Annotated in this window: 20 protein-coding genes; 17 read left to right on the plus strand and 3 right to left on the minus strand. The window is 63.9% G+C overall.

Features of this window, described 5'->3' with window-relative positions; translation table 11 throughout:
- The 17 genes from rpmI to RIN79_RS19220 form a co-directional block, all read left to right on the plus strand.
- Window positions 1-186, plus strand: a 186-nt coding sequence (gene rpmI, locus RIN79_RS19140) for a 50S ribosomal protein L35 (RefSeq protein ID WP_309086295.1), incomplete at its 5' end; no start/stop codon positions are given.
- A gap of 36 nt (window positions 187-222) precedes the next feature.
- Window positions 223-624 carry a 50S ribosomal protein L20 gene (gene rplT, locus RIN79_RS19145; RefSeq protein WP_309086296.1) on the plus strand — a complete coding sequence of 134 codons (402 nt, stop codon included), beginning with the start codon at window positions 223-225 and terminating at the stop codon, window positions 622-624.
- Window positions 625-753: 129 nt separating this feature from the next.
- Window positions 754-1,839, plus strand: a complete 1,086-nt coding sequence (pheS, locus tag RIN79_RS19150) for a phenylalanine--tRNA ligase subunit alpha (protein WP_309086331.1) — start codon at window positions 754-756, stop codon at window positions 1,837-1,839.
- Between the two features lie 54 nt (window positions 1,840-1,893).
- Entirely contained in the window at window positions 1,894-2,076 is a 183-nt protein-coding gene (locus tag RIN79_RS19155) for a DUF4160 domain-containing protein (protein WP_309086332.1), read from the plus strand.
- Window positions 2,057-2,332, plus strand: a complete 276-nt coding sequence (locus RIN79_RS19160) for a DUF2442 domain-containing protein (protein ID WP_309086297.1) — start codon at window positions 2,057-2,059, stop codon at window positions 2,330-2,332. The genes RIN79_RS19155 and RIN79_RS19160 overlap by 20 nt, the downstream gene beginning before the upstream one ends.
- Before the next feature lie 74 nt (window positions 2,333-2,406).
- Window positions 2,407-4,818, plus strand: a complete 2,412-nt coding sequence (pheT, locus tag RIN79_RS19165) for a phenylalanine--tRNA ligase subunit beta (RefSeq protein WP_309086298.1) — start codon at window positions 2,407-2,409, stop codon at window positions 4,816-4,818.
- An 18-nt stretch (window positions 4,819-4,836) separates the two neighbouring features.
- Window positions 4,837-5,823, plus strand: a complete 987-nt coding sequence (locus tag RIN79_RS19170; RefSeq protein ID WP_309086299.1) for a Gfo/Idh/MocA family oxidoreductase — start codon at window positions 4,837-4,839, stop codon at window positions 5,821-5,823.
- A 195-nt stretch (window positions 5,824-6,018) separates the two neighbouring features.
- Window positions 6,019-7,938 (plus strand): molecular chaperone DnaK, encoded by a 1,920-nt coding sequence (gene dnaK, locus RIN79_RS19175; protein ID WP_309086300.1) that lies wholly within the window; start codon window positions 6,019-6,021, stop codon window positions 7,936-7,938.
- 195 nt (window positions 7,939-8,133) lie between these two features.
- Entirely contained in the window at window positions 8,134-9,255 is a 1,122-nt protein-coding gene (dnaJ, locus tag RIN79_RS19180) for a molecular chaperone DnaJ (RefSeq protein ID WP_309086301.1), read from the plus strand.
- Between the two features lie 72 nt (window positions 9,256-9,327).
- A complete protein-coding gene (gene pmtA / locus RIN79_RS19185; RefSeq protein ID WP_309086333.1) occupies window positions 9,328-9,936 on the plus strand; it encodes a phospholipid N-methyltransferase PmtA in 609 nt (202 codons plus the stop codon).
- Window positions 9,937-9,985: 49 nt separating this feature from the next.
- Window positions 9,986-10,579: an NAD(P)H-dependent oxidoreductase gene (locus tag RIN79_RS19190; RefSeq protein WP_309086302.1), complete on the plus strand. Its 594-nt coding sequence runs from the start codon at window positions 9,986-9,988 to the stop codon at window positions 10,577-10,579.
- A complete protein-coding gene (locus tag RIN79_RS19195) occupies window positions 10,576-11,172 on the plus strand; it encodes a histidine phosphatase family protein (RefSeq protein WP_309086303.1) in 597 nt (198 codons plus the stop codon). The genes RIN79_RS19190 and RIN79_RS19195 overlap by 4 nt, the downstream gene beginning before the upstream one ends.
- Window positions 11,162-11,866 carry an orotidine-5'-phosphate decarboxylase gene (gene pyrF / locus RIN79_RS19200; protein WP_309086304.1) on the plus strand — a complete coding sequence of 235 codons (705 nt, stop codon included), beginning with the start codon at window positions 11,162-11,164 and terminating at the stop codon, window positions 11,864-11,866. The genes RIN79_RS19195 and pyrF overlap by 11 nt, the downstream gene beginning before the upstream one ends.
- Window positions 11,867-11,884: 18 nt before the next feature.
- Window positions 11,885-12,178, plus strand: a complete 294-nt coding sequence (locus RIN79_RS19205; RefSeq protein ID WP_309086305.1) for a DUF1330 domain-containing protein — start codon at window positions 11,885-11,887, stop codon at window positions 12,176-12,178.
- The gene (locus RIN79_RS19210; protein ID WP_309086306.1) at window positions 12,168-12,737 is read left to right on the plus strand and encodes a GNAT family N-acetyltransferase; all 570 of its coding nucleotides are present in this window, start codon (window positions 12,168-12,170) and stop codon (window positions 12,735-12,737) included. Before RIN79_RS19205 ends, RIN79_RS19210 begins: the two co-directional genes overlap by 11 nt.
- Window positions 12,738-12,858: 121 nt before the next feature.
- Window positions 12,859-14,133, plus strand: coding sequence for a polyhydroxyalkanoate depolymerase (locus RIN79_RS19215; protein ID WP_309086308.1), 1,275 nt, complete (start codon window positions 12,859-12,861; stop codon window positions 14,131-14,133).
- A 124-nt stretch (window positions 14,134-14,257) separates the two neighbouring features.
- Window positions 14,258-14,872 carry a transglutaminase-like cysteine peptidase gene (locus tag RIN79_RS19220; RefSeq protein ID WP_309086310.1) on the plus strand — a complete coding sequence of 205 codons (615 nt, stop codon included), beginning with the start codon at window positions 14,258-14,260 and terminating at the stop codon, window positions 14,870-14,872.
- Window positions 14,873-15,010: 138 nt separating this feature from the next.
- On the opposite strand, the gene RIN79_RS21640 is transcribed toward RIN79_RS19220, so the two are convergent.
- From RIN79_RS21640 to gshB, 3 genes are all read right to left on the minus strand, one after another.
- Window positions 15,011-15,322, minus strand: a complete 312-nt coding sequence (locus RIN79_RS21640) for a GNAT family N-acetyltransferase (protein ID WP_375165981.1) — start codon at window positions 15,320-15,322, stop codon at window positions 15,011-15,013.
- Between the two features lie 248 nt (window positions 15,323-15,570).
- Window positions 15,571-17,103, minus strand: coding sequence for a YifB family Mg chelatase-like AAA ATPase (locus RIN79_RS19225; RefSeq protein WP_309086311.1), 1,533 nt, complete (start codon window positions 17,101-17,103; stop codon window positions 15,571-15,573).
- A 128-nt stretch (window positions 17,104-17,231) separates the two neighbouring features.
- Window positions 17,232-18,179 carry a glutathione synthase gene (gene gshB, locus RIN79_RS19230; RefSeq protein WP_309086312.1) on the minus strand — a complete coding sequence of 316 codons (948 nt, stop codon included), beginning with the start codon at window positions 18,177-18,179 and terminating at the stop codon, window positions 17,232-17,234.
- Window positions 18,180-18,324 lie beyond the last annotated feature (145 nt).

Below are 18,324 nucleotides of genomic sequence, written 5' to 3' on the forward strand. Positions count from 1 at the left end.
ACGAGGTCTGCCGTCAAGAAGCGGTTCAAGGTGACCGCGACCGGCAGGGTGAAGGTGCAGGCCGCTGGCAAGCGCCACGGCATGATCAAGCGTTCCAACAAGTTCATCCGCAATGCGCGTGGCACAATGGTGCTTTCCGATCCCGATACGAAGATCGTGAAGCAGTTCATGCCCTACAGCTTCTGAAGAAGCGGAATCAGGAACAGTTAAGGAGATCATGTCATGGCACGCGTAAAAAGGGGCGTTACCGCCCATGCCAAGCACAAGAAGGTCCTGAAAGCCGCCAAGGGTTTTTACGGCCGCCGCAAGAATACGATCCGCATCGCCAAGCAGGCGGTGGAAAAGTCGCTGCAATATGCCTATCGCGACCGTAAGAACCGCAAGCGCAATTTCCGCGCGCTCTGGATCCAGCGCATCAATGCCGCCACGCGCGAGCACGGGCTGACCTATGGCCGTTTCATCGACGGGCTGAACAAGGCCGGCATCGAGATCGACCGCAAGGTGCTGGCCGACATGGCCGTGCACGAGCCGCAGGCTTTCGCCGCTCTCGTGGCGAAGTCCAAGGGCGCGCTCGAATATCTGAAGAACACCACTCCCAACGCGTTTGAGAGCGCTGTCGCTTAAGACCAGCGCTCCCGAGCAGAGGAAGAATTTCGGGAACCCGCGCTGGCAGGGCTGGCGCGGGTTTTTTCATGCAGACAGGTATTGAGCGCGATCGGGAAGACTAGCCACGACGGGGGCTGAATGACGGATATGAGTGATCTGGACCAACTCGAAACAAGGATCATGCACGAGATCGCCGCAGCCGGCGACGAGCAGGCGCTGGAAGCCGTGCGCGTTGCAGCCCTCGGCAAGAAGGGGACGATCTCGGAAAAGCTGAAGACGCTAGGTTCCATGTCGCCTGAGGAGCGGCAGGTCATGGGTCCGGCGATCAACGGCCTCAAGAACAAGGTTACGGAGGCGCTCGCCGCCCGCCGCGCGGAGCTCCGCGATGCTGCGATCGCCGCCCGGCTTGAGCGTGAGAAGGTCGACGTGACGCTGCCCGTCCATCGCCCGCCCGCGGAGCGCGGCCGCATCCACCCCATCACGCAGGTCATCGACGAGATCGCCGCCATCTTCGGCGACCTCGGCTTCTCGATCGCCGAGGGGCCGGATATCGAGACGGACTACTATAATTTCACGGCGCTGAACTTCCCCGAGGGCCACCCCGCCAGGGAGATGCACGACACCTTCTTCTTCGAGCCGGACGAGAAGGGCGAGCGCAAGCTCCTGCGCACGCACACCTCGCCGGTGCAGATCCGCACCATGGAGGCGCAGAAGCCGCCCATCCGCATCGTCATCCCCGGCAAGACCTACCGCTCGGATTCGGACGCCACGCACACCCCCATGTTCCACCAACTCGAGGGGCTGGTGATCGACAGGACGGCGAATGTCGCCAACATGAAGTGGGTGCTCACCGAGTTCTGCAAGGCTTATTTCGAGGTGCCGCAGATCAACATGCGCTTCCGGCCGAGCTTCTTCCCCTTCACCGAGCCGAGCCTGGAGGTCGACATCCAGTGCGACCGCTCCAGGCCGGGCGAGATCCGGTTCGGCGAGGGCGATGACTGGCTGGAGATCCTGGGCTGCGGCATGGTGCACCCGAATGTGCTGCGCCATGGCGGGCTCGATCCCGACGAATATCAGGGCTTTGCCTGGGGCATGGGCATCGACCGCATCGCCATGCTCAAATACGGGATGCCGGACCTGCGCGCCTTCTTCGATGCCGATGTGCGCTGGCTGGAGCACTACGGCTTCCGCCCGCTCGACCTGCCGACGCTGTTTGGCGGGCTCAGCAGCTGAATGCCGACACTTCTCATATGGAGAGGCTACAAGTTCCGCTTCTATTCCTCGGACATGTTCGAGCCGCCGCACGTTCACATTGCGAAGGACGGCAAGTCGGCCAAGGTATGGTTGCGGAACTTGGAGATCGAGTACCAACACGGTTACAATGAGCGCGAGATGAGAGAACTCTTGTCCTTAGTCGCTGAGAACCGGGATGCCTGGATCGGAGCGTGGAATGACTTCTTCGGGATTTGAAACGGAGGAAATGCGCCCCATCGCGGCGTGGTGCGACGACGACTATGTCTACGTCACGCTGGCTGATGGCCGTCAGATCAGGACCCCCCTGTGGTGGTATCCATTCCTACAGAAGGCCTCTCCGGAGGACCGGGCGGTTGTCGAGCTTCAATTCAGCGGCGTCTGGTGGCCCGCAATGGACGAAGGCGTCTCCGTGAAGGGTATGCTCCTCGGTTGGAAGGCGCCGGGTGCGCGGAAACCGCGGAAAGCTGCTTAACCTTCAATAAAACACCGCTTCAATCAGGGCTTCGCCCCACGGCGCAACCGCGCCAACTGATCAGGCCGACACTCATGAAATTCACACTCTCCTGGCTCAAGGATCACCTCGATACCGAGGCCACGCTCGACGAGATCGTGGAAACGCTCACCTCGATCGGGCTCGAGGTCGAGTCGGTCGATGACAAGGCGGCGCTGAAACCGTTCGTCATCGCCAAGGTTCTGACGGCTGAGAAGCATCCGGACGCCGACAAGCTCCAGGTGCTCACCGTCGACACCGGCGACGGCAAGCCAGTTCAGGTCGTCTGCGGCGCACCCAATGCGCGCGCCGGGCTCGTCGGCGCGTTCGCGTCTCCCGGGACCTACGTTCCTGGCATCGACGTAACGCTCTCGGTCGGAAAGATCCGCGGCGTGGAAAGCCATGGCATGATGTGCTCGGAGCGAGAGCTGCAGCTTTCCGACGAGCACACCGGCATCATCGATCTCCCGCAGGACGCGCCGGTGGGTGAATCCTTCGCCAAATGGGCAAGGCTCGACGATCCCGTCATCGAGATCGGGCTTACCCCCAACCGGCCGGACTGCACGGGCGTCTACGGCATCGCGCGCGACTTGGCGGCCGCCGGGCTTGGGCGGTTGAAGGAAGCCGGGGTCGAGCGGGTTACGGGCGAGGGCGAGTGCCCGGTGAGGGTCCATATCGAGGCGCCGGATCTCTGCCGCACTTTCGCGCTCCGCCTGGTTCGCGGTGTCAAGAACGGCCCGTCTCCCAAATGGATGCAGCAGCGACTGACGGCGATTGGCCTGCGCCCCATCAACGCGCTGGTGGATATCACCAACTATCTCACCTTCGACCGGGCACGGCCCCTGCATGTCTTCGATGCTGCCAAGGTCAAGGGCGACCTCGTGGTGCGCCGCGCCGCCGCGGGTGAGACCATTCTGGCGCTCGACGGCCGGGAATACACGCTTGGCGCGGAGATGTGCGTGATTGCCGACGATTCTGGCATCGAATCGATTGCCGGCGTGATGGGCGGTGAGCATTCCGGCTGCGACGAAAACACCACTGACGTGCTGATCGAGGCTGCCGTCTGGGAGCCAACGAGCGTAGCCCGCACCGGCCGCGACCTCGGCATCATCACGGATGCGCGCTACCGGAACGAGCGGGGCATCGACCCGGCCTTCAACGAGCCCGGCTTGGAGCTCGCCACCCGGATGGTGATGGAGCTGTGCGGCGGCCGGCCCACGCAGACCTATGTCGCGGGCCGCCGTTACGATCCGGCGGAACGCAAGGTAGTCTCCTTCCCGGCAGCCGAGGTGAAGCGCCTCACCGGCCTCGACGTTCCGGGCGAGGAGAGCCTCTCCATCCTCTCCCGTCTCGGGTTCAAGCCCGAAGGCTCAGGGGAGGTGGTGCAGGTCACGGTCCCCTCCTGGCGGCCGGACATCGACGGCAAGGCCGACCTGGTGGAGGAGGTGATGCGCATCCACGGCGTGAACAGGATCGCGCCGCAGCCCATGATCGCGAAGGACGCCGTCGGGGGCCGCATCCTCACCACGGCGCAGATCCGCACCCGTCTCGCAAAGCGCACGCTCGCCGTGCGCGGCATGATGGAGGCGGTGACCTGGTCCTTTATCCCCGAAGAGCATGCGCGGCTTTTCAGCGACAATCGTAAGCTGATCAAGCTCGCCAATCCCATTGCGGCGGACATGTCGACCATGCGGCCCTCGCTGCTGCCCGGCCTCATCGCCGCTGCGCAGCGCAATGCCGACCGCGGTTTTGCAGACGTGGCGCTGTTCGAAGTCTCCGGCACCTATGAGGGCGAGCGGCCGGAGGACCAGCGCCGTGTCGCGGCAGGCGTACGGCGCGGTACGGCGCGGCTGGAAGCGCACGGCCGCCACTGGTCGGGCAACGCCGCGTCCGTCGGCGTCTTCGATGCCAAGGCGGACGCCTTTGCCGTGCTGGAAGCTTGCGGCGCGCCGGTGGAAAAGCTGCAGATCGAGGCCGGCGGGCCAAGCTGGTATCATCCGGGCCGCTCCGGCACTATCAAGCTCGGGCCGCAAAAGATCCTCGGCACCTTCGGCGAGTTCCACCCGAAAACGCTGGAGGAGATGGATGTCTCCGGCCCTCTCTGCGGCTTCGAGATTTATCTCGACGCCATCCCCGAGCCCAAGGCGCGGCCGACGCGCACCAGGCCGCGGCTCGATCTTTCGCCCTTCCAGGCGGTGAAGCGCGACTTCGCCTTTGTGGTGGACCGTCAGGTGGAGGCAGCCTCGGTGACGCGCGCCGCCGCGGCAGCCGACAAGAAGCTGATAGCGGATGTGAACGTCTTCGACGTCTTTGAGGGGCCTGCCCTCGGGCCGGACAAGAAGTCGATCGCCATTGAGGTGACGATCCAGCCCATCGAGCGCACGCTGGCGGACGAAGATTTCGAGGCGCTTGCCGGCCGAATCGTGGAGAATGTGGGCAAGCAGACGGGCGGTGTGCTGAGAAGCTAGCCTCGAGGAGGGAAAAACATGTTCCGCTGGGGTATTTTGTCGACCGCAAAAATCGGTCGCGATCATGTCATTCCGCAGCTTCTGGATGCCGAAAACGGCGTGGTGACCGCCATCGCCAGCCGCGACGAGGGGCGGGGCCGGGCGGTCGCCGCCCGCTTCGGCATCCCTCACACTTTCTCGTCCTATGAGGCGCTGCTTGCATCGCCCGAAGTGGACGGCGTCTACATTCCGCTCCCCACGTCCCAGCATGTCGAGTGGGCGATAAAGGCAGCCGACGCGAAAAAGCATGTGCTGGTTGAAAAGCCGCTTGCGCTTCGGGCCGAAGACATCCGGCAGGTGATCGAGGCGCGCGACCGCAACGGCGTCCTGATCTCCGAAGCCTTTATGGTCACCTACCACCCTCAGTGGCGGAAGGTGCGCGAGCTGATCGCCGAAGGCGCGGTCGGTAGGCTGCGCCACGTGCAGGGCGCCTTCACTTACCACAATGTGGACCCCAGCAATATGCGCAACCGGCTGGAGCTTGGCGGCGGCGGGCTGCCCGATATCGGTGTTTATCCGACGGTTGCCACGCGTTTCGTCACGGGCCGGGAGCCCGCGCGCGTGCAAGCTGTGGTGGAGCGCGACCCCACCTTCGGAACGGATGTCTATGCCAGCGTGAAGGCCGAGTTCGACGGCTTCGAGATGAGCTTTTACGTCGCGACGCAAATGGCAGCCCGGCAGGTGATGGTCTTCCACGGCGACAAGGGCTTCATCGAGGTCGAGACCCCGTTCAATTCGCGCATCTATGGCGACGACCGCGTCACCCTCAACAACATCAACCACGCGCAGTCCACGGTCTTCCGCTTCGGCGATGTGCGGCAGTACCGGCTGCAGGCGGAGGCCTTTGCGCGAGCGGTTGCCGGCGAGGATGCGCAGGTCTTCACGCTGGAGGACTCGCTCGAGAACCAGAAGATGATCGACGCGATCTACCGCGCTTCCAGCCATGATGGCTGGGAGAAGGTGTAGAATCTTCGCTGCTCGGCTTTCAGACGGATCAGAACGGCGACTGCGCCTTGCACGGAAAAATCGTGGTTCTTATATACGCCGCGTGTCGCGGAGCTGCGTTTTGCCGACAACGCTCCCGGCAAATCCAATATGAACAGGGGCTGTTGCCTGGAACGCCGGAATGGGTCCTGACAGTCTGCTAGGCGGAGAAGAATAATGGCAAAAGTAATCGGTATCGACCTCGGAACCACCAATTCCTGCGTCGCCGTGATGGACGGCAAGGACGCGAAGGTCATTGAGAATGCGGAAGGCGCGCGCACCACGCCGTCGATCGTTGCTTTCACGGATTCCGACGAGCGTCTGGTCGGCCAGCCGGCCAAGCGCCAGGCCGTGACCAATCCCGAGAACACGTTTTTCGCCATCAAGCGCCTCATCGGCCGCCGCTTCGACGACCCGATGGTCGAGAAGGACAAGAAGCTTGTCCCCTACAAGATCGTAAGGGCCGACAATGGCGACGCCTGGGTTGAATCCCGGGGCCAGAAATATTCTCCCTCGCAGATCTCCGCGATGATCCTTCAGAAGATGAAGGAGACCGCCGAATCCTATCTCGGCGAGAAGGTCGAGAAGGCGGTGATCACCGTTCCCGCCTATTTCAACGACGCCCAGCGCCAGGCCACCAAGGATGCGGGCAAGATCGCCGGCCTTGAGGTGCTGCGCATCATCAACGAGCCGACTGCGGCCGCCCTTGCCTACGGCCTCGACAAGAAGGACGGCAGGACGATTGCCGTCTACGACCTTGGCGGCGGCACGTTCGACATCTCGATCCTGGAGATCGGCGACGGCGTCTTTGAGGTGAAGTCGACCAATGGCGACACCTTCCTGGGCGGCGAAGACTTCGACATGCGGCTCGTCAACTATCTGGCCGACGAGTTCAAGAAGGAACAGGGAATCGATCTGAAAAACGACAAGCTCGCCCTCCAGCGCCTGAAAGAGGCTGCGGAGAAGGCGAAGATCGAGCTGTCTTCCGCCTCACAGACCGAGATCAACCTGCCCTTCATCACCGCGGACCAGACCGGCCCGAAGCATCTGGCGATGAAGCTGACGCGCGCCAAGTTCGAGACCCTGGTCGAGGATCTGATCCAGCGCACCATCGAGCCCTGCCGGGCCGCGCTGAAGGACGCGGGCCTCTCCGCCGGCGAGATCGACGAGGTGGTGCTCGTGGGCGGCATGACACGCATGCCGAAGGTCCAGGAGACGGTGAAGAACTTCTTCGGCAAGGAGCCGCACAAGGGCGTCAACCCGGACGAGGTGGTTGCCATGGGCGCCGCCATCCAGGCCGGCGTGCTGCAGGGTGACGTGAAGGACGTGCTGCTGCTCGACGTCACCCCGCTGTCGCTCGGCATCGAGACGTTGGGCGGCGTGTTCACCCGCCTCATCGACCGGAACACCACGATTCCCACCAAGAAGAGCCAGGTCTTCTCGACCGCCGAGGACAACCAGAACGCGGTGACGATCCGCGTCTTCCAGGGCGAGCGCGAGATGGCGGCCGACAACAAGCTGCTCGGTCAGTTCGACCTGGTGGGCATCCCGCCGGCGCCGCGCGGCGTGCCGCAGATCGAGGTGACCTTCGACATCGACGCCAACGGCATCGTCAACGTCTCGGCGAAGGACAAGGGCACGGGCAAGGAGCAGCAGATCCGGATCCAGGCCTCCGGCGGCCTCTCCGACGCTGACATCGAGAAGATGGTCAAGGATGCCGAGGCCAATGCGGCTGCCGACAAGAAGCGGCGCGAGACGGTCGAGGCCAGGAACCAGGCCGAGGCGCTGATCCACTCGACCGAGAAGTCGCTGAAGGAATTTGGCGAGAAGGTCTCGGAGGACGACCGCAAGGCCATCGAGAACGCGATGGCCGAATTGAGGACGGCCGCGGAAGGCGAGGACGCCGATGCGATCCGCGCCAAGACCACGGCGCTCGCCGAGGCCTCGATGAAGCTTGGCCAGGCGGTCTACGAAGCCAGCCAGGCGGAGAATGCCGCCGGCGGCTCGGAGAATTCCGGCAGCGGTGCGAAGTCGAATGACGACGTGGTTGATGCGGACTTCGAGGAGATCGACGAGGACGACAAGAAGTCGGCCTGATCTCGTCAGGCAATGAATTGGCGAAAAGCCCGGGTCCGGCCCGGGCTTTTGTTTTTGAGGCGGAGCTTCTTTGCCTCTCGTTTCTCGGTGCTGGCTAAATCAGGTAAACTATGGCATTCGCTCCAGCGGATCACTAAATAGCGGGCACCGATCAGGGCGCCGGTTTAGCCCCACAAGAATTGCGGGATCTCTTGCATGAAGGCCGATTTTTACGAGACGCTCAGCGTGTCGAGAAACGCCGATGAAAAAGAACTGAAGAGCGCTTTCCGCAAGCTCGCCATGAAATATCACCCGGACCGCAATCCGGGCGACAAGGAGGCGGAGCAGAAGTTCAAGGAAATCAACGAGGCCTACGAAACCCTGCGCGATCCGCAAAAGCGCGCGGCCTATGATCGCTTCGGCCATGCGGCCTTCGAGAACGGCATGGGTGCGCGCGGCGGCTTCCAGAATGGCGGTTTCGCCGACATTTTTGAAGACATCTTCGGCGACATCATGGGCGGCGGGCGCCAGCGCCGCTCCGGCGGGCGCGAGCGCGGCGCGGACCTGCGCTACAATATGGAGATCACGCTGGCGGAAGCCTTTACCGGCAAGACGGCGCAGATCCACGTTCCGACTTCCGTTTCCTGTGAGGAATGTTCCGGCACGGGCGCCCGGCCGGGCTCCACGCCCAAGCAATGCCCCATGTGCCATGGCGCCGGTCGCGTGCGCGCCGCCCAGGGCTTCTTCTCCATCGAGCGCACCTGCCCGCAATGCCAGGGACGCGGCCAGATCATCGACGATCCCTGCCGCAAATGCTCCGGCCAGGGCCGCGTGACCGAGGAGCGGTCGCTGTCCGTCAACATCCCGGCCGGCATCGAGGATGGCACGCGCATCAGGCTCGCCGGCGAAGGAGAGGCGGGGCTGCGCGGCGGGCCGCCCGGCGATCTCTACATATTCCTCTCGGTCAAGCCGCATGAGTTCTTCCAGCGCGACGGAGCAGACCTTTATTGCAAAGTGCCGATTTCCATGACGACCGCCGCGCTCGGCGGCTCCTTCGAGGTGACGACGCTTGACGGCACCCAGACGCGCGTGAAAATCCCTGAAGGCACGCAGAACGGCCGTCAATTCCGCCTGCGCGGCAAGGGCATGCCGGTGTTGCGGCAGCCGCAGGTCGGTGACCTATATATACAGGTAGCGGTGGAAACGCCGCAGAACCTGACCAAAAGGCAGAGGGAGCTGCTTGAGGAATTCGAGAGAATATCCTCCAATGACAACAGCCCGCAATCGACGGGCTTCTTCGCGCGCATGAAGGAATTCTTCGAATCCTTCGGCGAGTAAAGGGGGCCGGCGCGTTTTGAATGGTGCCGGCATGGGGCGGTTGAGATGGTTCAACGGCCCGAGGAGGACGAGATGGGAAGAGCTTTCGACGTTCGCAAGGCGATCGTCTCCCGCTTCGACGAGGAGTTGCGCTTCTTTCGCGGCTGGATAGACAAGCCGAAGGCGGTCGGCTCGATCGTTCCGACGAGCAGCGTTACCGCGCGGCGCATGGCCTCCATCGTCCGCCCCGAACTCGATGATCTGGTGCTGGAGCTGGGGCCGGGCACGGGGGTGATCACCCGCGCCATTCTCGATCGCGGCATAAAGCCGGAAAACCTCATCTCCATCGAGTATTCGCAGGATTTCGTGGAAAAGCTGCGCGAGGATTTTCCGGGCGTGAACTTCGTCCATGGCGATGCATTCGACCTCGACAAGGCGCTCGCGCCCTGGAAAGGCCGCGTCTTCGACAGCATCGTCTGCGCCATCCCACTTCTGAACTTTCCTGTCCCAAAGCGCGTAGAGCTGATCGAGCGGCTGCTTGACCTCATGCCGCCTGGCCGGCCCATCATCCAGATCACCTATGGCGCAATGTCGCCGGTGCCTCCCGGCCGCGGAACCTACGCCGTAGAGCGCTTCGATTTCGTGGTGCGCAATATCCCGCCGGCGCATCTTTGGATCTACAGGCGCGCCGCGCGCTCCTGAAGTCGCGCCGGCGCATCGGTGCTGAAGCGGGTCGGCAAGGGATAAGCTCATGACACCGCGCATACTTGTCTTCGCCGGCTCGACACGCAGCGGCGCGCTCAGCGGCAAGACCGCCGACGCCGCCATGAAGGAACTGGCCCTGCAGGGCGCGGAGGTCACGCGCATTTCGCTTGCGGACTATCCGCTTCCAATCCTGAACCAGGATCTGGAGCGCGAGAAAGGGGTGCCGGACAATGCGGTGAAGCTCGCCCGCATGGTGATGGCCCACGACGGGCTGCTGATTGCCACGCCGGAGTACAATTCTTCCATCCCGCCATTGCTCAAGAACGCCATAGACTGGGTCAGCCGCGTCAAGGCCGATGCCCAGGGCAGGCCGATGCGCGCCTTCAGCGGCAAGCTCGTCGCGCTTTGCTCATCGTCGGACGGCGGTTTCGCCGGCGTGCGCGCCATCAACCATCTGCGCGCGGTGCTCGTCCATTGCCAAGCGGAGATCATCACGCCGCAATGTTCCGTTCCGCGCGCGCAGGAAGCCTTCGACGAGAACGGCGATTTCGTCGAGGAGCGTCTGCGGAAGGCGATGGCCAAGGTCTGCCAGACCCTGATCGAACGCGCCCGGCTCTTCTCTTCCCGGATGGCCCGGTGACCGCCTACTACCTTACCCATCCGCAGGTGGAGATCGAACCGGCGCGGCCGGTCCCCGAATGGCGCTTGTCGCGGCAGGGCAGAGCGCGCGTCGAACTGATGCTTGCGCAGGAGTGGCTCCACTCGGTCACGCGCATCTTTTCCAGCGCGGAGACCAAGGCAGTGGAGACTGCGGCGATCGTGGCGGCGCATCTGCGCGTTCCGCTTGAGATCGATCCGGCCATGGGCGAGAACGACCGCTCGTCCACCGGCTTCCTTGAGCCGAAGGCGTTCGAGGCCGCTGCCGATCGGTTTTTCGGCGAGCCCGAGAAGAGCTGGCAGGGGTGGGAGAGGGCGGTGGACGCGGCGGACCGCATCGAACGCGCTGTCGAGAACGCGCTCGACCGGTGCGCGACCTCAATCCCGGTTCTTTTCATTGGGCACGGCGCCGTGGGCACTCTGCTCAAGTGCCGGCTTTCCGGACGGCCCATCTCGCGTGAGGAAGACCAGCCGGCGGGCGGCGGCAACCTCTTCGCCTTTGGGATTGCCAGCCGAAAACTCTTGTGCGACTGGACCCCGATCGAGTCGTTTGGGGGAGTAGCCGATGCCCGCTGACGAAATGCGCGAGCGCCTGATCGTCGGGCTGGACTTGCCGAGCCTGGCCGCGGCAGAAAAACTGGTCGCGGAACTTGGCGACACGGTCGGCTTCTACAAGATCGGCTATCAGCTTGCCTTCGCGGGAGGCCTCGATTTCGCGCGCGAGTTGGTCCAGTCCGGCCGCAAAGTCTTCTTGGACATGAAGCTCCTCGACATCGACAACACCGTGGCGAAGGGCGTGGAGAACATTGCCCGGATGGGCGTCGCCATGCTGACTCTGCATGCCTATCCGAAGGCCATGCGCGCTGCCGTAGGCGCGGCGGAAGGGTCCGGCCTCTGCCTGCTCGGCGTCACCGTGCTCACCTCCATGGATGAGCAGGACCTGATCGATGCCGGCTATGAGCATGATCCCCAGACGCTGGCGTTGCGCCGCGCCGAGCAGGCGCGCGATGCCGGCATGGGCGGCGTCGTCTGCTCGGCCGCCGAGGCGAGCACCGTGCGGAAGCTTTTGGGCCCGGATCTGGCGGTGGTGACCCCCGGCATCCGGCCGGCCGGCGTCGCCCATGGCGACCAGAAGCGGGTGGTGACGCCGGCAGACGCCATCCGCGCCGGCGCGAGCCACCTTGTCGTCGCCCGGCCGGTCATAGCGGCGAGCGAGCCGAAAGCCGCGGCCGAGGCAATCCTGCGGGAAATGCGAGCAGCGGCAGATTGAGCCGAGAGGAGGAAAGAAATGCCCAAAGGCTATTGGATTGCCCATGTGGATGTGCGCGACCCCGAGCGCTACAAGGACTATGTGGCCGCGGCGAAACCTGCATTCGACAAATACGGCGCAAGATTCCTGGTGCGCGGCGGCGCCTATGAGGCGATGGAAGGCCGCGGGCGCGGGCGCAATGTGGTGATCGAATTCCCCTCGCTCCAGCACGCCAAGGACTGCTACAACTCGCCCGAATACCAGGCAGCGAAGGCCATCCGCCAGCAGGTGGCGGACGCGGAGATGGTGCTCGTCGAGGGCTATGAGGGTTGATCTCCCGCCTGGGAACTGGCGCACCATGCTGCCGGAGGACTATGCCATCCGTGCATATATGCCTCACGATGCGATCCCGCTTGCGGCGGTGGAAGTGCGCGCCTCCGGACTTTTTGCCGAATTCGGATTCCCCACTCTGGTGCCGGACCCGCCCACGGCGCCGGAGGCGTTCCATTCCTTCGCCTCTGCCTACGAGACCTTCGTGGCGGAGCATGCTTTGCAAGGCCCCGCAGGCTACGCAGTTCTCCACCCGCTGGGAAACTTCCTCCACCTGAGGGAATTGGCGGTGCATCCGGATCATGGCCGCCGCGGCATCGGGGCGGCTCTGCTGCATATGGCTGTCGCCAAGGCTATGGAGGATGGCCGCGCTGGCGTTTCGCTCTCCACCTTCCGCGACCTCCCGTTCAACGAGCGCTTCTATGCGGCCCATGGCTTCGTCGAGTGCCCGTTGGAGGAAGCCCCGCACCCGCTTGCGCGGCAGTTTTATTCGGAAGTGCCGCCCGGAATAGCCCCGGAGGTCCGGCTTCTGATGCTGCGCCGCACCGAGCGAGGGAATTGATGGCCAAGAGTATCGAGCCGTGAGTGGGGACGCATTTGTTGCATTGCACAAAAACTGCGCTACTTTGCAGGTGTGACTGGTTGCCGCTTCCGCCCGCCTGAGAGCTCCCCGGAAAGGTCTTATGTACTATCAGCTTTATGAGCTTCATCACGCCGCCTTGCAGCCTGCGCGGGTCTATGCGGACGCCATCCGTCTTTTTTATTCCAACCCCTTCAATCCCGTTGCCGCGACGAGCTGGGGCCGCTCCATCGCGGCCGCTGCCGAGATGTTCGAGCGCACCACGCGCCGCTATGGCAAGCCGGAATTCGGGCTGCATTCCACGACGGTCGACGGCAAGGTCGTGCGGGTGCGCGAAGAGGTCGTCTGGTCGCGGCCTTTCTGCCGGCTGGTCCATTTCGGGCGCGAACTGCCGGCCGGACGCGGGCCGGAGCCAAAGATCCTGATCGTCGCGCCGATGTCCGGTCACTACGCGACTCTTCTGCGTGGCACGGTGGAAGCGATGCTGCCGCACGCCGACATATATATCACCGACTGGATCGACGCGCGGATGGTGCCTCTGTCGCATGGCCGTTTCGACCTCGATGACTACATCGAGTACCTGATCGACATGTTCCGCCTGATCGGGCCCGGCGCCAATGTCATGGCCGTCTGCCAGCCCTCGGTGCCGGTGCTGGCGGCGGTGGCTCTGATGGAGGCGCGCGGCGACGAAAACCTCCCCTCGGCCATGATCCTGATGGGCGGCCCCATCGATACACGCCGCAACCCGACCGCCGTGAACCGTTTGGCCAAGGAACACGGCCTCGAATGGTTCCGCGACAACGTCATTATGCAGGTGCCATGGCCAAATCCCGGCTTCATGCGGCAGGTCTATCCAGGCTTCCTTCAGCTTTCCGGCTTCATGAGCATGAACCTTGACCGCCATATCTCGGCGCATAAGGAGTTCTTCATGCATCTTGTGAAGGGCGACGGCGAGCCGGCCGAAAAGCACCGCGAGTTCTATGACGAGTACCTGGCGGTGATGGACCTGACGGCCGAATTCTATCTCCAGACGGTCGATACGGTCTTCATCCGCCATGCTCTGCCGAAAGGGGAGATGACCCATCGCGGCGAGCCGGTCGATCCCGCGGCCATCCGTACCGTGGCCCTGTTGACGATCGAGGGCGAGAACGACGACATTTCCGGCGTCGGCCAGACGCAGGCGGCACACGATCTCTGCATAAATATTCCGTCCTCGCGGCGCAGCCATTACCTGCAGCCGTCGGTCGGGCACTATGGCGTCTTCAACGGCTCGCGCTTCCGCTCGCAGATCGTTCCGCGAATCACCCGCTTTATCGCTGAGGCGAGCAAGGGTCGTCGGAGTGGCAAACGAGTCACACCTGGAAGCCATTCAGCCTAAAACTGGACTGTCTTCCCCAGCTTGGCCGATCCGGATTAACTAAGCAGAACCCTTTCCAATTGACAGCTCCGCTGAAAGTTCCCTAACTTTCTATTAAAGAGCAAAAACAATTGGGGAGCGGCTGATGGCTGCTAAGCGGGCGGGCTATGTGGCCGCTATTGGGTTGCTTTTGTGCGCGGCGGGGACGGGCGTCAGTCCCGCTGCCGGACCGGGGCTTATGGTGACGGGCGCGCTCACTTCGCAGCCGATCGGCCATTTCGAGTTCTGCAAGGCCTCACCTCAGGAATGCTCCATTGCCTATCGCGACGAGGGCCCCACGCAGCTCGACGACGCGCTCATGGCAACGATTTCCACCGTCAATTTTTCCGTCAACCACGCGATTAAGCCGCTGAACGACCGCGACATCTATGGCAGGGAAGAGGTCTGGACCTATCCGGACAGGGGCGTCGGCGATTGCGAGGATTACGTCCTGGAAAAGCGCAGGAAGCTCAATTCCGCCGGCTTTCCTCTGTCCAGCCTGCTGATCACGGTGGTGCGGAAGCCGGACGGCGAGGGGCACGCGGTGCTGACGGTGCGCACCGACCGCGGCGATCTGATCCTCGACAACCTCAACGACGAGGTAAAGCTGTGGAGCCACACCAGCTACCGCTACCTGAAGCGGCAGGCGAGCACGCATAGCGGGCGGTGGGTCACCCTGCGCGACGACAACAACCTTCTCGTGGGTGCGGTGAAGAAATAAACCGTGTGCGGAGGCGATCGCCGTCCATTTGCGCACGAGCAACCCTTGGCGGGGCGTCATTGTCCCAACCGGAGCTTGCAGCCTGTACGGAGCGTCGCTCGCAGATCGCTCCATTCCAGAGCTGTCCGGTTGACCGTTTCAGGCCCGAGTTTGATCGGGCATTTGGCAACCGCGCGGCCGCCGATCTTCTCGTAAAAGCGGCGGTTCGGATTGATGGTAAGGACCCATACGAGCATCCACGCGAATCCCGACTGAAAAAAGCCGGTTTGCTAGAGCGCAGAACAACCTTTTCCCGATGCCGTGGCGCTGGAATTTGTCGCGAATGTAGATCGCATAAAGTTCGCCCGCATGCGGAAATTCGCGATGGCGGTTAGGCCTCCATTGGCGAAGCCGACCACCTCGTTCGTCTGACACACACAGCGGTAAAATAGTCCGTTTTTCACTGGTCATGACCGACGGTGACGTTCCCGCTGATGTTCGTAGAACATACCGCCTAAGAAGTGGCCAGAAAGCAGTCCGGGAAAGGTGGTTCGCCAAGTGTCGACCAGAACGCGCGCGATCGCGTCCGGATCGTCCTCGTTTGCTTGCCGAACTTCGATGAGGTTCTGCTCAAACATCCGAATAAGGAGGGCCGCTTTCCATGAGGTTCCATGTGCTACCGGGACCGCGCTGTCTCTCTTCCCGGTGCCTCTTGCGGCTCACGCCGCCTGCGCCAGGCGCTCGCCCGCGATCCGGTAGGAAATCGCCTCGGCCAGATGGATGCGCCCGACCCTATCCTGGCCTTCGAGATCGGCCAGCGTTCGCGCCACCTTGAGCACCCGGTGATAGGCCCGCGCCGAAAGCCCCATCTTCTCGCTGGCATCCCTGAGCAGTGACAGGCCAGCGGCGTCGGGCGCCGCCACCTCCTCGATGAGCGCCGCCGAGCAGCGGGCATTGGTGGTGGAGGCCGCAAGGCCAAGGGCCGCATAGCGCTCGTTCTGGGTCGCGCGCGCCCGCGCTACCCGCTCGGCGACAGCGGCGCTCGCCTCCGCCTTGCCCGGCCGGATGAGGTCGCCCGCTGAAACCGCCGGTACATCGATTCGCAGGTCGATCCGGTCGAGCAGCGGCCCGGAGATGCGCGCCTGATATTCGGCCTGGCAGCGCGTTCCCCGCGCGCAGCGGTGACCCGGCTCGCCGGCCATCCCGCAGCGGCAGGGATTCATGGCGGCGATCAGCTGGATTTGCGCCGGATAACTCACCCGGTGATTGGCGCGGGCGATCACGCATTCGCCGGTCTCGAGCGGCTGGCGCAGCGAATCGAGGACCTGCGGCGTGAATTCGGGTAGTTCGTCCAGGAAGAGCACCCCGTGATGGGCGAGCGAGACCTCGCCCGGCCGCGCCCGCAGGCCCCCGCCCACCATGGCCGCCATGGACGCCGAATGATGCGGGGCGCGGAAAGGCCGGCGGTCCGAGAGCCTGCCGTCGGCCAGCTCCCCGGCAATCGAGGCCACCATGGAGACCTCCAGGAGCTCGCGCGGCGAGAGCGGCGGCAGGATGGACGGCAGGCGCTGCGCCAGCATGGATTTTCCCGCCCCGGGCGGACCCACCATGAGGAGATTGTGCCCGCCGGCCGCGGCCACCTCCAGCGCCCTTTTCGCGCTCTCCTGTCCCTTGATGTCGGAAAGGTCCGGCAGCGCACCCGCCGGGGGGCCCATGGCCGGCTTCGGCCTGCCCATCACCTGCGTGCCGCGGAAATGATTGGCAAGTGCGATCAGGCTGCGCGGCGCGAGGATATCGAGATCGGCGCTCGCCCAGGCAGCCTCCGGCCCGCACTCATGCGGGCAGATCAGGCCCTTGCCCATCGCATTGGCGCCGATCGCCGCCGGAAGCACGCCCGCCACCCGCGCTATCGTGCCGTCGAGCGCCAGCTCGCCGAGCACCACATAGCCGGAAAGAGCGTCCGCCGGTAGGGCGCCGAGCGCCGCCATCAGCCCGAGCGCGATCGGAAGGTCGTAGTGGCTGCCCTCCTTGGGCAAATCCGCCGGGGCGAGGTTGACCGTTACACGCTTGGGCGGCATGGAAAGCCCGGAGGCGTGGAGCGCTGCCTGCACCCGCTCGCGGCTCTCCGTCACCGCCTTATCGCCGAGGCCGACGATCTGTATCCCCATCTTGCCGGGAGCGACCATCACCTGCACATCAACGGGAACGGCTTCTATCCCCTCGAAAGCGATCGTACGCACGCGCGAAACCATGCAACCCGTCCCGCCTTTCGGCGCTCCCCTCGGCTGACCGACTTCATGCGCATACAAGCATAGGCTGCAGGCGAACGCAAGAACATTTGCAGAACATCTTCGGGAAGGTCGGCGCTTGGCTGGGGTGCCTAGCTTGCCGCGCGGCGCGCCTCCACCGCATCCCAGAAAAGCGCCGCAATGTCCGCCCCGCCGAAGCGCTTCACCTCGCGCACGCCGGTGGGCGAGGTCACATTGATCTCGGTGAGGAAGCCGCCGATCACGTCGATCCCAACCAGCACGAAGCCGCGCTCCTTGAGCGCCGGGCCGATGCGGGCGCAAATCTCGCGCTCGCGTTCGGTGATCCCGGTCGCCTCGGCGCGCCCGCCCACATGCATGTTGGAGCGGGAATCATGCTCGGCGGGAACGCGGTTGATCGCGCCTACAGCTTCGCCTTCCACGAGAATGATGCGCTTGTCGCCGCCGCGCACCTCCTTCAGATAGCGCTGGACGATGAACGGCTCGCGGAACATCTGTGTGAAGAGCTCCAGCAGGGAGGCGAGGTTCCGGTCCGCCTCGTTGAGGTGAAAAATGCCCGCGCCGCCATTGCCGTAGAGCGGCTTGACGATGATATCGCCATATTCCCTGCGGAAGGCGTCCACCTCCCTCGGGTCCCGCGTGATCAGCGTTTCCGGCATCAGGTCGGAAAACTCTGTCACGAAAATCTTTTCCGGGCTGTTGCGCACCCAGACGGGATCGTTCACCACCAGCGTTCTCGGATGCACCCGCTCCAGGATGTGCGTGGTGGTGATGTAGTTCATGTCGAAGGGCGGGTCTTGGCGCAGCAGCACCACATCCATCTGCGAGAGATCCACCTTTTCGGGCGTGCCGAGGGAAAAGTGGCTGCCGCGCTCGTCGCGGACGGAAAGCGCCTCGACGGTGGCAAAGGCGCGGTCGCCGCGCTGGGAGAGCCTGTCAGGTGTATAGTGCCAGAGCTGGTGCCCGCGGCGCTGCGCTTCGAGCGCCAGCGCAAAGGTCGTATCGCCGGCGATCGAGATCGTCGAGATGTGGTCCATCTGGATGGCGACGCTGAGCGGCATGGGGCAAGGCTCCGGTTCTGCTAGGCCGGGCAGATGACGCCGCCCCGGCAGCCCTGTCAAGCATCAGCCAGCCTTCCGCGCGCAGGCGCGGTGAGCTGCCGGATCGACACCAATCATAAACCATTCCGTCTGCATCTTCCGCCGG

The organism is Chelativorans sp., assembly GCF_031180965.1.
Lineage (GTDB): Bacteria > Pseudomonadota > Alphaproteobacteria > Rhizobiales > Rhizobiaceae > Chelativorans.

Excerpts from the sequence above, each read along its gene's own strand:
- RIN79_RS19215 (WP_309086308.1), top strand. The coding sequence starts at position 12,859 with ATGTACTATCAGCTTTATGAGCTTCATCACGCCGCCTTGCAGCCTGCG.
- RIN79_RS19220 (WP_309086310.1), top strand. The coding sequence starts at position 14,258 with ATGGCTGCTAAGCGGGCGGGCTATGTGGCCGCTATTGGGTTGCTTTTG.
- RIN79_RS19190 (WP_309086302.1), top strand. The coding sequence starts at position 9,986 with ATGACACCGCGCATACTTGTCTTCGCCGGCTCGACACGCAGCGGCGCG.
- RIN79_RS19170 (WP_309086299.1), top strand. The coding sequence starts at position 4,837 with ATGTTCCGCTGGGGTATTTTGTCGACCGCAAAAATCGGTCGCGATCAT.
- pmtA (WP_309086333.1), top strand. The coding sequence starts at position 9,328 with ATGGGAAGAGCTTTCGACGTTCGCAAGGCGATCGTCTCCCGCTTCGAC.
- RIN79_RS19155 (WP_309086332.1), top strand. The coding sequence starts at position 1,894 with ATGTTCGAGCCGCCGCACGTTCACATTGCGAAGGACGGCAAGTCGGCC.
- dnaK (WP_309086300.1), top strand. The coding sequence starts at position 6,019 with ATGGCAAAAGTAATCGGTATCGACCTCGGAACCACCAATTCCTGCGTC.
- RIN79_RS19210 (WP_309086306.1), top strand. The coding sequence starts at position 12,168 with ATGAGGGTTGATCTCCCGCCTGGGAACTGGCGCACCATGCTGCCGGAG.
- RIN79_RS19160 (WP_309086297.1), top strand. The coding sequence starts at position 2,057 with ATGACTTCTTCGGGATTTGAAACGGAGGAAATGCGCCCCATCGCGGCG.
- gshB (WP_309086312.1), bottom strand. The coding sequence starts at position 18,179 with ATGCCGCTCAGCGTCGCCATCCAGATGGACCACATCTCGACGATCTCG.
- rplT (WP_309086296.1), top strand. The coding sequence starts at position 223 with ATGGCACGCGTAAAAAGGGGCGTTACCGCCCATGCCAAGCACAAGAAG.
- pheT (WP_309086298.1), top strand. The coding sequence starts at position 2,407 with ATGAAATTCACACTCTCCTGGCTCAAGGATCACCTCGATACCGAGGCC.
- pheS (WP_309086331.1), top strand. The coding sequence starts at position 754 with ATGAGTGATCTGGACCAACTCGAAACAAGGATCATGCACGAGATCGCC.
- pyrF (WP_309086304.1), top strand. The coding sequence starts at position 11,162 with ATGCCCGCTGACGAAATGCGCGAGCGCCTGATCGTCGGGCTGGACTTG.
- RIN79_RS21640 (WP_375165981.1), bottom strand. The coding sequence starts at position 15,322 with ATGACCAGTGAAAAACGGACTATTTTACCGCTGTGTGTGTCAGACGAA.
- RIN79_RS19225 (WP_309086311.1), bottom strand. The coding sequence starts at position 17,103 with ATGGTTTCGCGCGTGCGTACGATCGCTTTCGAGGGGATAGAAGCCGTT.
- RIN79_RS19205 (WP_309086305.1), top strand. The coding sequence starts at position 11,885 with ATGCCCAAAGGCTATTGGATTGCCCATGTGGATGTGCGCGACCCCGAG.
- dnaJ (WP_309086301.1), top strand. The coding sequence starts at position 8,134 with ATGAAGGCCGATTTTTACGAGACGCTCAGCGTGTCGAGAAACGCCGAT.